The 14,617-nt window shown below is 70.8% G+C and carries 13 protein-coding genes and 2 tRNA genes; 12 read left to right on the top strand and 3 right to left on the bottom strand.

The genetic code is table 11. The features are described 5' to 3' along the window. Window positions 1-31 precede the first annotated feature (31 nt). The 6 genes from EXE47_RS10685 (at window position 32) to EXE47_RS10660 (ending at window position 4,947) form a co-directional block, all read left to right on the top strand. Complete coding sequence (locus EXE47_RS10685; RefSeq protein WP_049932725.1) at window positions 32-1,084, top strand: PAS domain-containing sensor histidine kinase; 1,053 nt, start codon at window positions 32-34, stop codon at window positions 1,082-1,084. A 30-nt stretch (window positions 1,085-1,114) separates the two neighbouring features. Then, window positions 1,115-1,198: transfer RNA gene (locus EXE47_RS10680), tRNA-Leu, on the top strand. Between the two features lie 502 nt (window positions 1,199-1,700). Then, a complete protein-coding gene (locus tag EXE47_RS10675) occupies window positions 1,701-3,356 on the top strand; it encodes a CTP synthase (protein ID WP_089308453.1) in 1,656 nt (551 codons plus the stop codon). Then, on the top strand, window positions 3,357-4,274 hold the full coding sequence (gene guaA, locus EXE47_RS10670; protein ID WP_049932721.1) for a glutamine-hydrolyzing GMP synthase: 918 nt from the start codon (window positions 3,357-3,359) through the stop codon (window positions 4,272-4,274). It abuts the gene before it with no gap. After that, the gene (locus EXE47_RS10665; RefSeq protein WP_049932720.1) at window positions 4,274-4,660 is read left to right on the top strand and encodes a CTP synthetase; all 387 of its coding nucleotides are present in this window, start codon (window positions 4,274-4,276) and stop codon (window positions 4,658-4,660) included. The genes guaA and EXE47_RS10665 overlap by 1 nt, the downstream gene beginning before the upstream one ends. After that, entirely contained in the window at window positions 4,657-4,947 is a 291-nt protein-coding gene (locus EXE47_RS10660; RefSeq protein WP_089308452.1) for a glutaredoxin family protein, read from the top strand. Before EXE47_RS10665 ends, EXE47_RS10660 begins: the two co-directional genes overlap by 4 nt. A gap of 45 nt (window positions 4,948-4,992) precedes the next feature. On the opposite strand, the gene EXE47_RS10655 is transcribed toward EXE47_RS10660, so the two are convergent. Further along, on the bottom strand, window positions 4,993-6,675 hold the full coding sequence (locus EXE47_RS10655; RefSeq protein ID WP_137703572.1) for an HVO_2922 family protein: 1,683 nt from the start codon (window positions 6,673-6,675) through the stop codon (window positions 4,993-4,995). Window positions 6,676-6,792: 117 nt separating this feature from the next. Between EXE47_RS10655 and EXE47_RS10650 the strand changes: the two genes are divergently transcribed. From EXE47_RS10650 to EXE47_RS10635, 4 genes are all read left to right on the top strand, one after another. After that, window positions 6,793-7,977, top strand: coding sequence for an amidohydrolase family protein (locus EXE47_RS10650; RefSeq protein ID WP_176450643.1), 1,185 nt, complete (start codon window positions 6,793-6,795; stop codon window positions 7,975-7,977). A 75-nt stretch (window positions 7,978-8,052) separates the two neighbouring features. Further along, a complete protein-coding gene (gene ligA / locus EXE47_RS10645) occupies window positions 8,053-10,218 on the top strand; it encodes an NAD-dependent DNA ligase LigA (protein ID WP_137703571.1) in 2,166 nt (721 codons plus the stop codon). An 81-nt stretch (window positions 10,219-10,299) separates the two neighbouring features. Continuing rightward, window positions 10,300-11,307: an ABC transporter ATP-binding protein gene (locus EXE47_RS10640; RefSeq protein WP_089308449.1), complete on the top strand. Its 1,008-nt coding sequence runs from the start codon at window positions 10,300-10,302 to the stop codon at window positions 11,305-11,307. Beyond that, a complete protein-coding gene (locus EXE47_RS10635; protein WP_089308448.1) occupies window positions 11,304-12,119 on the top strand; it encodes an ABC transporter permease subunit in 816 nt (271 codons plus the stop codon). Before EXE47_RS10640 ends, EXE47_RS10635 begins: the two co-directional genes overlap by 4 nt. 244 nt (window positions 12,120-12,363) lie before the next feature. Here EXE47_RS10635 and EXE47_RS10630 read toward each other — a convergent pair. Then, window positions 12,364-12,437: transfer RNA gene (locus tag EXE47_RS10630), tRNA-Val, on the bottom strand. A 61-nt stretch (window positions 12,438-12,498) separates the two neighbouring features. On the opposite strand from EXE47_RS10630, the gene EXE47_RS10625 reads away from it, so the two are divergent. Both EXE47_RS10625 and EXE47_RS10620 read left to right on the top strand, forming a co-directional pair. Next, entirely contained in the window at window positions 12,499-12,978 is a 480-nt protein-coding gene (locus EXE47_RS10625; RefSeq protein ID WP_089308447.1) for a DUF192 domain-containing protein, read from the top strand. Window positions 12,979-13,044: 66 nt separating this feature from the next. Then, window positions 13,045-13,458, top strand: coding sequence for an SHOCT domain-containing protein (locus EXE47_RS10620; RefSeq protein WP_089308446.1), 414 nt, complete (start codon window positions 13,045-13,047; stop codon window positions 13,456-13,458). A gap of 35 nt (window positions 13,459-13,493) precedes the next feature. On the opposite strand, the gene EXE47_RS10615 is transcribed toward EXE47_RS10620, so the two are convergent. Further along, window positions 13,494-14,612 (bottom strand): ABC transporter ATP-binding protein, encoded by a 1,119-nt coding sequence (locus EXE47_RS10615; protein WP_089308445.1) that lies wholly within the window; start codon window positions 14,610-14,612, stop codon window positions 13,494-13,496. Window positions 14,613-14,617 lie beyond the last annotated feature (5 nt).

Genomic DNA, 14,617 nt, shown 5'->3' with positions numbered 1-14,617 from the left:
AACACTTGTCTCTGGGGCCCGTACGGGCCGTATGGAAACTCCGCCGGAGTCGGTCCCGATCGATCACGCCGAGTCGATCGTGAATGCCCTCGGCGACGGCGCGTACGTCCTCGACGCCGACCGGAACCGCGTGTTCGTCAACGACCGCCTCCGCGAGGTGACTGGCTTCGACGAGGCGGTTCTCCACGCGAAACACCCCGAGCGACTCGTCGCGGAGGGGCGCTGGAGCGAGGAGGCGGGCGAGCGCTACCGCGCCGCGGTCGAGCGCGTCCTCGGGGGCGAAGCCGACGACGAGCGCGTCCAGCTCACGACGACGCTCGACGACGGGAGCGACGTGACGACGGAAACGCGGCTGACGCCGATCGAGCGCGGCGGCGCCGTCGTCGGCGCGGTGGGAGTCATCCGCGACGTCACGGCGCGGGTCGAGCGCGAGCGCGAACTGGAGCGCCTCAACGAGCGGCTCGAACGGCTCGCGGGGTTCATCTCGCACGACCTCCGGAACCCCCTGTCGGTCGCGCGGGGGTACATCGACCTCGCGCGCGAGACCGGCGACACCGAGCAGTTAGCCGCCGCCGAGAGCGCGTTCGGTCGGATCGAGTCGATGATCGACGAGGCACTCGTAATGGCCCGCGATCCGGACGCGATCGAGACGGAGGACGCCGCGGTCGACCTCGCCGACCTTGCGGCCGACTGCCTAGGGTCGGGCGACTTCGGAGAGATCCCCGCTGACGCCGACCTCGTCGTCGCGGACGCCGGCGCCGTCACCGGCGACCCGACCCTGCTCCGGCGCGCCGTCGGGAACCTCATCGGCAACGCCTTCGAGTACGGCGGGGACGCCCCCACGGTTCGAGTCGGCGTCGACGACCGCGGGCTGTACGTGGCCGACGACGGTCCTGGGCTCCCGGATGACGAGCGCGACCGGGTGGAACTGACCGACTTTGGCGTCTCTCCTGGGGGCGGGACCGGGATCGGGCTCGCTATCGTCGAGCACGTGGCGGCCGCGCACGGCTGGACGCTCGAAGTCGACGAGTCCCCAGAGGGGGGCTTCCGGGCGACGCTGGTCGGTGCGGAACCGACGGGATAAAGAGGAGGCCGATCCAACGCCAGTCCGCGTGCGAGGGTAGCCAAGCCCGGAAACGGCGGCGGATTCAAGCTCCGCTCCTGTAGAGGTCCGTGGGTTCAAATCCCTCCCCTCGCATCGCCGGGGTCCTCCCCCCGTGATGCGGGAAGACGCTCTCGGAGCGCTCTTCCCTCGCAAAATCCACTCGAACGCCGCGAGCGACTGCTCTGTCAAATCGGCTGCCAGAGGGACCTTCGGTCCCTCGCTGGAGTCAGTCGTCCGAAGCGAAGCGAGGACGACTGACGAGGCCGGGGAGGCGCGAGGTGCGGTTGCTGTGTGGGGCGGGACTCAAACGGGCGGTCGCGACGGCGAAGCACGACAAACAAACACCGCAGGGAGCGAGCGGAGTGAGCGACTGAGGACCACAGCGAGTCGCGCGAGTCCTCGCGACCGGGGCTTTGGCGGTGTTCGCCGATGATCCACGGTCACCGACTTCCGAACAAGCGGTCGACCTGACGGCCTCGATCACCTCGCCACCACACAGTTCTCCACGGTGATCCGACACGTCCCGAAACGACACGAACGTCCAGCGAACCGCGGGGTCCGAAACGGTTTTGCCCCGGCCTGCCGGACGGTCGATATGCCAGCAGATCCCGACACGGGGTACGACCCCTCGCTGGGTCGGAAGTTCGTGTTCGTCACGGGCGGAGTGATGTCCGGGCTGGGCAAGGGCATCACCGCCGCCAGCACCGGGCGCCTTCTCGCCAACGCGGGCTTCGACGTCACCGCCGTCAAGGTGGACCCGTACCTCAACGTCGACGCCGGGACGATGAACCCGTACGAGCACGGTGAGGTGTACGTCCTCAAGGACGGCGGCGAGGTCGACCTCGACCTCGGCAACTACGAGCGCTTCCTCGGGACCGACATGACGTTCGACCACAACGTTACCACGGGGAAGACGTACCAGCACGTCATCGAGCGCGAGCGCGCCGGCGACTACCTCGGCAAGACCGTCCAGATCATCCCGCACGTCACCGACGACATCAAGCGTCGCATCCGGGAGGCCGCCGAGGGGAGCGATGTCTGTCTCGTCGAGATCGGCGGGACGGTCGGAGATATCGAGTCGATGCCGTTCCTCGAAGCCCTCCGCCAGTTCGCCCACGAGGAGGACGACGATGACATCCTCTTCACGCACGTCACCCTCGTCCCGTACTCGAAGAACGGCGAGCAGAAGACGAAGCCCACCCAGCACTCCGTGAAAGAGCTGCGCTCGATCGGCCTCCAGCCCGACATCCTCGTCGGCCGCTCGGAGGACCGACTCGACCCGGAGACGAAAGAGAAGATCGCGCTCTTCTGTGACGTGCCCACGGACGCCGTCTTCTCGAACCCCGATGTCGAGGACATCTACCACGTCCCGCTGATGGTCGAAGACGAGGGATTAGACGAGTACGTGATGGAGCGGCTCGGCCTCGCCGACGAGGCGCTTCCGAAGGAAGAGCGGTCGACGGAGTGGCGCGAGCTGGTCACCCGCGACCGCGACGAGGAGATCGACGTGGCGCTCGTGGGCAAGTACGCGCTTGAAGACGCGTACATGTCGATCCACGAGGCGCTGAAACACGCCGGCATCCAGACCGGCACCGAGGTGAACGTGCTGTGGGTCGATGCCGACGAGACGCAGGCCGAACACGAGAAGCGGCTCGCCGAGGCCGACGCGGTCGTCGTCCCCGGCGGCTTCGGCTCCCGCGGGACCGACGGGAAGATCGAGGCGATCCGCTACGCCCGCGAGAACGGCGTGCCGTTCCTCGGGCTCTGCTTGGGCTTCCAGATGGCCGTCGTCGAACACGCGCGCAACATCCTCGGGCTCGACGGCGCCCACTCCGCGGAGATCGACCCCGACACGCCGCACCCCGTCATCGACCTGCTCCCCGAGCAGTACGAGACGGAGGACATGGGCGGGACGATGCGGCTCGGCGCCCACGAGACCGACATCGAGCCCGACACGCTCGCCGCCCGGGTGTACGACGCCGACGCCTGTACCGAGCGCCACCGCCACCGCTACGAGGTGAACCCTGAGTACATCGACGATCTGGAGGCCGACGGACTCGTCTTCTCGGGGCGCGCCGACAACCGGATGGAGATACTCGAACGCCCGGGCCACCCGTTCTTCTTCGGGACGCAGGCGCACCCCGAGTTCCGGTCGCGGCCCGACCGCGCGAGCCCGCCGTTCGTCTCCCTCGTCGAGGCGGCGCTGGGATCGACGGACACAACCGAGCGGAACGCGGACGTGAGGCTATAGATGGTCGAGACGGAGGAATTCATCGCGGAGGCGAAAGCGGAGATACGGGAGGCGATCGGCGACGCGAACGCCGTGATCGCCTTATCCGGCGGGGTCGACTCCTCGGTCGCGGCGACGCTCGCCTACGAGGCGGTCGGCGACCAGCTCACCCCCGTCTACGTCGACACGGGACTGATGCGGAAGGGGGAGACCGCGGAGATACGGGACACGTTCGACTTCATGGAGTCGCTGCGCGTCATCGAGGCGCAGGACCGGTTCTTCGACCGGCTCGAAGGTGTCACCGACCCCGAGGAGAAGCGCCACGTCATCGGCGAGGGGTTCATCGACGAGTTCGAGACGGTCGCGCGCGACGTGGACGCCGACTACCTCGTTCAGGGGACGATCTACCCCGACCGCATCGAGTCGGAGGGGAACATCAAGTCGCACCACAACGTCGGCGGGCTCCCCGAGGTCGTCGACTTCGAGGGGATCGTCGAGCCCGTCCGCGACCTCTACAAGGACGAGGTGCGCGAGGTCGCCCGGGAGCTCGGCCTCGAGGAGATCATCTCCGAGCGCATGCCGTTCCCCGGGCCCGGGCTCGCCGTCCGGATCGTCGGCGAGGTGACCCCCGAGAAGGCCGCGGTCGCCCGCGAGGCGACCCACGTCGTCGAGGAGGAGTTAGCGGAGTACGACCCGTGGCAGGCGTTCGCCGCGGTCCTCGGCAAGGCGACCGGCGTCAAGGGCGACAACCGCGTCCACGGCTGGGTAGTCGCCGTGCGCTCCGTCGAGAGCCGTGACGGGATGACCGCCCGCGCGCAGGAGCTCGACTGGAGTACGCTCCAGCGGATCCAGAGCCGGATCACCGGCGAGAACGAGAACGTGGCGCGGGTCGTCTACGACGTGACCCACAAGCCGCCCGCGACGATCGAGTACGAGTGATGACGGACCAACCACTCGCCGTCGTCGCCGGCCCCGACGAGCACGGGCTCGGCGAGGAGCTCGCCGCGTGCGGCGTCGCGATCAACCGTATCGAGGGGCTCGTCACCGCCGACGCGCTCGCCGAGGCCGGCATCGCCGACGCCGCGTACTTCGTCCTCACCGACGTGGAGGAAGCGACCGGTATCCCGGTCGCGAAGGAAAAGAATCCGGAGGTCCAGATCGTGACGTACGCGAGCCGGTCGCTGCCGGAGTTCGTCGCGACGGTCGCCGACCTCGCGGTCGGCCCCGAACTGCTGGACGCCGCGACGGTCGCCGAGGAGCTGACCGGCGACGCGGACGACCCCGCCGAACCGGCCGACGACGCGGACGGCTCCTCCGAGCCGTGACCGGGGACGAAGCCTCGGCCGACGAGGGCCCGACGACCGTCCCTGTCACCCTCTACACCCGCGAGAACTGCTCGTTGTGCGTCATCGCCCGCGAGACGATCGAGTCGGTCGCCGCCGACCTCGACCCCGTGACGGTCGATATCGACGAGATAGACGTCGATACCGACCCGGAACTGGCAGACGAGTACGGCGAGCGCGTCCCCTACGTGCTGGTCGACGGCCACCCGGCGTTCAAGTACGAGGTCGACGAGCGCGACCTGCGGCTGAAGCTTCTCGCGGCGACCTGATCCGGGTAAAAACGCGCGACGGACCGCCCGGCTCTACCGCCCGGTCTACTGCTCGACCGTCTCCGCCCCGGGAGCGTTGGCCTTCACGCCCGTCACGGCCTCGACGGCGCTCGACCGGGAGGCGTACCCCTCGCCTGAGTCCGCGAGGACGTTGCCGTTGCGGTGACGGAGCCGCCAGCGCCACTCGTCGGCGGCGTCCTCGTATATGTCGAACGCCGCCCCGCCGGCCGCCAGCGCGCTCGCGTCGGGGGCGTACTCGCCGACGCGCTTGACCGCGTCCGTCGCGTTCGACTCGGAGGCGTACCCCTGGCCGGAGTCGGCGATGATGTTCCCGTTGTCGTGGACGAGCCGCCAGCGCCACTTGCCGCCCCTGTCCTCGTAGGCTTCGAACGTCGCCTTGCTCTCGCCGTCGCCCGCCCGGCCCTCCGCCTCCTCGTCGTCCGGGAACTCGAGCCCCGCGCCGCCCGCGTTGGACCTGACGCTGTCGAGCCCCTGCTGTGCCTTCGACCGGGAGGCGTACCCCTGGCCGGAGTCGGCGATGACGTTCCCGTTCTGGTGGACGAGCCGCCAGCGGTACTCGCTGGCCGCGTCCTCGAACACCTCGAACGCGGCGGGGTCGATCCGGAGGTAGTCCGCGGCTGCGACGTGGTCGCGCAGCTTCGAGAGCGCGCGCTTCGCGTTCGACTTGGAGGCGTACCCCTCGCCGGAGTCGCCGACGATCTCGCCGTTGTCGTGGCGGAGCCGAAAGCGCCACTCGTCGGCGGCGTCGGCGTACAGCTCGAACGTCGCGTCGCTCTCCGGGCCCTCCGTCTCGTCCGGGATGGCCACGTCCGGGTCCGTCGCGTCGGTCGGCTCCGGGCCGTCGTCGTCGGCCACGGCCGCCGCCTCCTCGACCGGCGTCTCGATCCGGAGGAGGCCGGCGCCGAGCGCGTTCCGGCGCACGCTGTGGAGGCCCTGCTGGGCTTTCCCGCGGCTGCTGTACCCCTGTCCGGCGGTCGCGATGACGTTGCCGTTGCGGTGGCGGAGCCGCCAGCGCGGCTTCCCGCTCGCGTCCTCGAACAGCTCGAACCGGGCCTTGCTCTCGCGCAGCGACGCGACGACGGCCTCCGCGGCCGTCAGCTCGTCACGGGTCGCTTCGAGGTCGGCCTCTGTCTCCGAGAGATCTTCACGGGCCGCCTCCAGCTCGGACTCCGTCGACGCCAGCTCGCCACGGGTCGCCGCCAGCTCCTCACCCGCCTCCTCGGCCGTCGCGGTCGCCGCGGCGGCCTCGTCGCGCATGCGCTCGTAGTCCTCGTAGACGGGGTCCGAGAGCAGGGGGACGACCGTCCCCGCGACCCCGATCAGGAGGAGCCCGACCCCGTAGACGGTGATCACGGCCGGGTCGCCCGACGCGGTGAGCCACCCGTCCGGGAAGACGTTCACGAACCACACGACGCCGAGGACGCTCACCGCCGTGCCGAGGTAGCCGAGGTACGTCCCGGTCCGCTGGAGCGGGAACCGGATCACGGCCCCGAGCATCACGAACGGCGGGGCCAGCGCGGCCAGCGCGTACCCGACGCCGCGGGCGACGGTCGCCGACTCGGTGAGGAGAAACACCGCGACGCCGGCGAGGCCGAGCAGCACGCCGAAGCCGAACAGCCAGTAGCCGTTCACCTCGTCGGTCGTCGTCGGCGTGCCGATTCGCCGCCGGTACAGTCCGCCGCCGTCTTGTTTGTCATCTGTTGCCATATGACGGCTGACTCCGGCCAGCCGGTTATATGTAGTGGCGATTGACACGAGCGCGCGCTCGCCTCCCCGACTACCGCGACCCGAGCGTTTACGACCCTGACGCTCCCTCGTGGTGGCATGTACGTACTGCGAGGCGGTCGCGTGGCGGACGCCGAGGGGACCCGCGAGGCCGACGTGGCGGTCGCGGACGGCGATATCGTCGCGGTCGGCGAGCCGGCGGCGGTCGACGACGCGGTCGCGGAGCGCGACGCGGGGGAGGTCACGGAGGTCGACGCCGACGGGCGGGTCGTCTCGCCCGGACTGATCGACGCGCACGTCCACGCGATGATGGACGGGCGACCGGACGTCTCGACGGCGGTCTCCGACAGCGACTACGCGGCGAGCTACCGGGCCGCGAGCAACCTCGAGGCCGCGGTCGAAGCGGGCGTCACGACCGTCCGCGACCTCGGCAGCCGCGGGACGCTCGCGCTCGACGCCGGCGAGGCGATCGCGGCCGGCGACATCGACGGGCCGCGCGTGCTCGCCTGCGGCCGCAACGTGATCATGACCGGCGGCCACGGCAACTGGTTCGGTCGGGAGGCCGACGGCCCCGCGGAGGTGCGGAAGGCGGCCCGCGAGCAGCTGAAGGCGGGCGCGGACGTGCTCAAGTGTATGGCCACCGGCGGTGTGCTCACCGAGGGCGCGGTGACGGGTGCGCCCGAACTGACACCCGAGGAGCTCGCCGCGTTCACCGACGCCGCGGCGCCCACGGACACGCCGACCGCGGCCCACGCTCACGGCGAGGTCGGGATCAAGAACGCGGTGGAGGCCGGCATCTCCAGTATCGAACACGGGACGTTCATGGACCGCGAGGCCGCCGAAATGATGGCCGAGCGCGGCACCTACTGGGTGCCGACCGCGAGCGCCCTCCGCGGCATCGTCGACAACGGGATCGAGGCCGGGATCCCCGAAGACGCCGTCGCGAAGGCCGAGGACGCCGCCGAGCGCTTCGGCGACGCGTGGGACCACGCGCTCGACGCGGGCGTCCCGATCGCGATGGGGACCGACGCGGGCACGCCGTTCAACTTCTTCGAGGAGATCCCGCAGGAGATGGGGTACATGGTCGATTACGGGCTCTCGCCGGAGCGCGCGCTGGAGGCCGCCACCGTCAACGCCGCCGACCTGCTCGGACTCGACGACGTGGGGCTCGTCGCCGAGGGGTATCGGGCCGACCTCGTCGTCCTCGACGCCGACCCGACCGAGGACGTCGAGGCGTGGCGGGACCCGGACGCGGTGTTCGCCCGCGGCGAGCGCGTCGCCTGACGGCCGACCCGGACACCGTCCGACGGCCGCTCGCGAACCGGCCTTTTTACCGGGTCGCGCCCCGACGATCGACCGATGACGACCTCGTCGACCCGGCACGCGGACCCGGACGAGAACCCTTACGTCGAAGACCCGCCGACCGACTTCGACCCGGTCGCCGACCTCTCCGAGGACGAGGCCGCCGAACAGGCCGCCCTGCTCCGGGCGGCCGTCCGCGAACACGACCACCGGTACTACGTCGAGGCTGCCCCCCTCGTCACCGACGAGGAGTACGACCGGCTGTTCGCCCGACTGGCGGACCTCGAAGCGGCGTTCGACCTCCCGACCGAGGACTCGCCGACGCGCCGAGTCGGCGGCGAACCGCTCGACGAGCTGGAGAGCGTCGAGCACGTCGCGCCGATGCGCTCGATCGACAACGACACCGACGCCGACGCCGTCCGCGAGTTCGACGAGCGCGTCCGCGAGGGATTGGCGGACGCGGCCGACGCCGGCGACCTCCCCGGGTTCGACCCCGGCGACCTCGCGTACGTCTGCGAGCCGAAGTTCGACGGGCTCTCCGTCGAGGTGGTGTACGAAGGCGGCGCGTACGTCCGCGCGGCCACGCGCGGTGACGGGCGCGAGGGCGACGACGTGACCGAGCAGGTCCGGACGATCGGATCGGTCCCCGCGCGGCTCCGGGGCGACGACCACCCCGAGCGCCTCGCGGTCCGCGGGGAGGTGTACATGCCCCGCGACGCATTCGAGGCGTACAACGAGGCGCTCATGGAGCGCGGCGAGGAGCCCTTCGCGAACCCTCGGAACGCAGCGGCCGGGACGCTCCGCCAGCTCGACCCCGCGGTCGTCGCCGAGCGCCCCCTCGACGTCTTCTTTTTCGACGTGCTGGCGTGGGAGACGGGCGACGACGGCCCCGAGCGCCCCGCGCGCCACCGCGACGCGCTCGACGCGTTCGCGTCGCTCGGCCTCCGGCGGAACGACCGCGTGAAAGTCGTCGACGATGTCGAGGCCGCGATCGACTACCGCGACGAGATTCTCGCCGCCCGCGACGAGCTGAACTACGCGGTCGACGGCGTCGTGATCAAGGTCGACGCGCAAGCGCACCGCGAGGCGCTCGGGAGCACGTCGCGCGCGCCGCGGTGGGCGTTCGCGCATAAGTTCCCGCCGCGGACCGCGACGACAACGGTCGAGGGCGTCACGGTCCAGGTGGGCCGCACCGGACGGCTCACGCCCGTCGCCGAGCTCGACCCCGTCGCGGTCGGCGGGGTCACCGTCTCGCGCGCGACGCTCCACAACCCCGCGGAGATCGAGGCGCTCGGCGTGAACGTCGGCGACCGGGTCCGGATCTACCGCGCGGGCGACGTGATCCCCTACGTCCCGGAGGTCGTCGAGAAGCGGTCGGAGGGGACCTACGAGTTCCCCGACGCCTGCCCGGTCTGCGGCGCCGCGGTCGAGCGCGACGGCCCGCTCGCGTTCTGTACCGGCGGGCTCGGCTGCCCCGCGCAGCTGGAGCGGGCGGTCGAACACTGGGCGCGCCGCGACGCGCTCGACGTGGAGGGGCTCGGCCCGGAGCGCGTCGAACAGCTCCGCGAGGCCGGCCTCGTCGAGTCGCTGCCGGACCTGTACGACCTGACCGCCGCCGATCTCGCCGCACTGGAAGGGTGGGGCGAGACGAGCGCCGAGAACCTGATCGCCGAGCTCGACGCCACCCGCGACCCGCCGCTCGACGACTTCCTCGCCGGACTCGGGATCCCGGACGTCGGCGCGACGACGGCGCGGGCGCTCGCCGCGCACTTCGGGACGCTCGACGCCCTCCTCGACGCCGACGAGGCGGCCCTCCGCGAGGTCGACGACGTCGGCCCCGAAGTGGCCGGGTCGATCCGCTCGTTCTTCGCCCGCGAGGAGAACCGCGCCGCGATCGCGGGGCTCCGCGAGCGCGGCGTCGACCCCGAGCCGTTCGAGAGCGACGCGGGCGACGCTCCGGCCGACGCGCTCGACGGCCTCACCTTCGTGTTCACCGGGTCGCTCTCCGTCCCGCGGAGCGAGGCCCAGGCGCACGTCGAGGCGCACGGCGCGTCGGCGACGTCGAGCGTCTCCGGGAACACGGATTACCTCGTCGCCGGCGAGAACCCGGGCCGGTCGAAGCGCGACGACGCGGCCGCCGAGGACGTGCCGGTCGTCGACGAGGACGGGTTCGGCGACCTGCTCGCGGACCGCGGCGTCGACTGGCCGCCGACCGACGACTGAGGCGACGGGAACGGGGGCACCGTCGGCCGCGCTCCGCGGCGACCCGCAACCATTTATCAACTTACGACGGAACCGAATGATATGACCGCGATCGAACTGCGGGGCGTGACCAAGGAGTTCGGCGACGTCACGGCCGTCCGCGACCTCGATCTCACCGTCGAAGACGGCGAGGTGTACGGGTTCCTCGGCCCGAACGGCGCGGGCAAGTCGACGACGATCGACATGCTCTTGGACCTCGTCCGCCCGACGGCGGGGACGGTCCGCGTCCTCGGTGCCGACGTGGCGACCGACGGGGTCGATGTCCGGCGTCGGACCGGCGTGCTCCCCGACGGATTCTCTGTGTACGACCGCCTCTCCGGGCGGAAACACGTCGAGTTCGCCGTGGAGTCGAAAGAGGCCGCGGACGACCCAGACGCGCTGTTGGCGCGCGTCGGGCTCGCCGACGCCGCCGACCGGGCTGCCGGGGAGTACTCGAAGGGGATGCGCCAGCGGCTCGCCCTCGCGATGGCGCTCGTCGACGACCCCGACCTGCTGGTCCTCGACGAGCCCTCCTCCGGCCTCGACCCGGCCGGCGCGAAGGAGATGCGCGAGATCGTCCGCGCGGAGGCCGAGCGCGGTGCGACCGTCTTCTTCTCCTCGCACATCCTCGAACAGGTCGACGCCGTCTGCGACCGCGTGGGCATCCTCCGCGACGGCGAACTGGTGGCCGAAGACTCCGTCGAAGGGCTCCGCGAGGCCGTCGGCGGCGAGGAGACGCTCGACGTCGCGGCTGCCGGCGCCGACGACGAGGCGATGGCGGCGGTCCGCGCGCTCGACGGCGTCTCGGGCGTCACCCGCGACGGCGACGAACTGGTGGTGAACTGCGACAGCGACGCGAAGACCGAGGTCATCGCCGCCTTGGAGGACGCCGGCGTCGCGGTCGCCGACTTCCACACCCGCGAGGCGTCGCTGGAGGACCTCTTCCTCGCCTACACGGAGGGCGACGCGGCGACGCGCGACGCCGGCGCCGCCGCCTCCGCGCCGACCGAAGGCGAACCGACCGACGACGCGACGGACGACGATTCGGCGTCCGAGGAGGTGGACCGATGAGCCTCGTCGCCATCGCCCGGAAGGACTTCCAAGAGACGGTCCGGTCGCGGGGCATGATCGCTCTGGTGGTGCTGTTCTCGCTGCTCGTCGCGGCGTTCGCGTTCGCCGTGCGCCCCACGGCCGAGAGCGAGCAGTTCGCCACGGAGGTGCTGTTGAGCGTCTTCATTGGTCCGTTCCTCGTCACGACGCTCGTCCCGCTCGTCGGCGTCGTCGTCGGCTACAACGCGGTGAGCGGCGAGCGCGAGTCCGGCTCGCTGAAACTGCTCCTGTCGCTGCCGCACTCGCGGGCGGACGTGGTCTTCGGCAAGGTCGTCGGCCGCGGCGCGGCGCTCGCGCTCGCGGTGTTCGCCGGCTTCCTGCTCCCTGCGCTCGTGTTGATCGCCGCGCCCGTCGTGTTCAACGGCGGCGCGTTCCTCGGGTACACGGTGTTCGCGGCCGCGCTCGGCGTCGTGTTCGTCTCGATCGCGGTGGGCTTCTCCGCCGCGTCGTCGACCCAGCGCCGGGCGCTCATCGGCGGCGTCGCGATCTACGTCCTCTTCGTCCTGCTCTGGGGCGCGGTCACCGGGCGGCTCGTCGGGGCGGCCGGCCCCCTCGTCGACGCGCTCCCGGTGTCGGCGACGCAGCTCCGGGTGTTCCTCCGCGTCTCGAACCCCACGACCGCGGTGGAGGCGCTGTCGAACGCGTTCCTCGGCGAACAGCTGTTCAGCGGCGAGACGGCGAACCGGCAGCTCTCCGCGGCCGCGATGTTAGTCTTCTGGACGCTCGCGCCGCCGCTCGCCGGCCTGCTGAAGTTCGACGCCGACGACCTGTAAGCGGGGGCCGCGCCTGCGGCTCGCGGAGTCGCTCGCCGCAGGAAGTTGGATCGGGGGGATTCGAATCGCGCCCTCAGACACGCACGTCGCTGTCGCTCACGGTGTGTTCGCGACAGCGACAGTGGGCTCGGGCGGGTTCGAACCGAAATCGGACGTGCTCGTTCGCTCCGCTCGCTGCGCGCGACCGATAGGGTTCGACAGCCCTCGCAGACATCTCTGTGACTCACTTCGTTCGTCCCAGAAATGGGCTCGGGCGGGTTCGAACCGCCGATCTCAGCCTTGTAAAGGCCGCGTCATAACCAGCTAGACCACGAGCCCTCACCCGTCTGAACCCACCGGGAGCGGAAAACGGTTTCTTTCTCCGGCGCGACGATCGACCGTGAACCGCCGTCTCGCCGGGGTCGCGGCCGCGCTCGCGCTCGTCCTCCTCGCCGTCGCCGCCGTCGCCGCGACCAATCCCGCGTTCCTGATCACCGGCTACGACACGACCACGGTCGAGGCCGTCGACGGCGACACCGGGGAGTCGCTCGCGACGGTCGAGGCCCGCGTCGCCGACGGCTTCCTGAAGCAGTACGTCGGACTCTCCGCGACCGACGACCTCGACGCGGGCGAGGGGATGCTGTTCGTTCACGGCGACGCCGCCGAGCGCGCCTACGTGATGCGCGACATGGCGTTCCCAATCGATATCGTCTTCGTCGATACCGACGGGACCGTCACGACGATCCACGAGGCCGCGCCGGAGTCAGGCTCGCTCACGCGCTACGAGGGCACCGGGAAGTACGTCCTCGAAGTCCCCCGCGGGTGGAGCGAGCGCCACGGCGTCGACCCCGGCGACCGACTGGTGATCGACCGCGAGTGACGCCGCGGCGCCGCGGTCGCGCCCGGCGACGAAACCGCTTTCAGCCTCGCCGGCGTCGCCACGACCATGACCGGACTCCCCGCCCGGATCGCGTGGAACCTCCGCCACCGCTGGCGGCGGATGTTCGCGCTCTGCGTCGTCGGCGCCGGCGTCGCCGCGCCCCTCCTCACCGGCGTCTGGTGGTGGCTCCCGCTCGTGTGGTTCTTCGGCCTCTTCATCGCGCTCCCGATCCTCCACACGCTGGTGAAGCCGGTCCCGGACGACGGCTCCGACGAGGACGCGCACGCGACCGGCGACCCCGCGCTCGACGCCCTCCGCGAGCGCTACGCGAACGGCGACATCGACGAACGCGAGTTCGAACGCAAGCTGGACCGCCTCCTCGAAACCGAGGACGCCGAGACGGTCGACGCCCCCGGCGAGGACGTCGCGAACAGGGTCCGCGAGGGCGTCCGGCGCGAGGTAGAGCGGCTGCGGGAGTGAAAACGAGGCCACCTCCCGAAAGCGAATCCGGCGCGTTACTCGTCGATCTCGCGGTTGTGGACCGCTTCGCCGGAGGTTCCGTCGAAGAGGTGGATCGTCTCTTCGGGGATCTCGACGGTGATCTCGTCGCCGGCCGAGACCTGCTGGAGGCCGCCGACGGTGGCGATGAACGTCTCGCCCTCCGGGGCGTCCGCGAACCGGAGGTACACGGTGTTCTCGTCGCCCATCGGCTCGACGACCTCGACGACCGTCGAGAAGGTGTGGTCGCCGGCCGAGTCGCCGGCCAGCGAGATGTCCTCCGGACGGACCCCGAGGGTGAGGTCGGTCACGTCGCCCACGTCGTCGAGCGTCGACCCCGAGAGCGGGTAGTCGAACATGTCGCCGATGAGGGTCTCGCCGTCCCGCTCGACGGGGAAGAAGTTCATCGACGGGTCGCCGATGAACCCGGCGACGAACCGGTTCGCCGGCTCGTGGTAACACTCCAGCGGCGTCGCGACCTGCTGGAGCTCGCCGGCGTTGAGGATCGCGATCCGGTCGCCCATCGTCATCGCCTCGGTCTGGTCGTGCGTGACGTACATCGTCGTCACGTCGAGCTCGTCTTGGAGGCGCTGAAGCTCCGTCCGCATCTCCGACCGGAGCTTGGCGTCGAGGTTGCTGAGCGGCTCGTCCATGAGAAACACCTCCGGGTCGCGGACGATCGCCCGCCCGAGCGCCACCCGCTGCCGCTGGCCGCCGGAGAGGTCGGCTGGCTTCCGGTCCAGCAGCTCGGCGATGCCCATCGTCTCCGCGGCGTCGGCGACGCGCGTCTCGATCTCCCCGTCGGACAGATCCGTCGACTCCTCTAACCCGAACGCCATGTTCTCTTCCACGGTCATGTGGGGGTACAGGGCGTACGACTGGAACACCATCGCGATGTCCCGGTGCTGCGGTTTCACGTCGTTGACCCGCTGGCCCGCGAGGCGGATCTCCCCGCTGGAGATCGTTTCAAGGCCAGCGACCATCCGGAGCGTCGTCGACTTGCCACAGCCCGAGGGACCGACGACGACGAGGAACTCGCCGTCGCGCATCTCGATGTCGACGTCGTCGACGGCGACAATCTCGCCGTCGCCGTCGGGGAACACCTTCGTCACGCCGTCGAGTTCGAGCGTTCCCATCCTAT

The organism is Halorubrum sp. GN12_10-3_MGM (assembly GCF_005435235.1).
GTDB lineage: Archaea > Halobacteriota > Halobacteria > Halobacteriales > Haloferacaceae > Halorubrum > Halorubrum ezzemoulense.
Note: the sequence above shows the minus strand (reverse complement) of the source record. Positions and strands in the feature narration are given on the sequence as shown.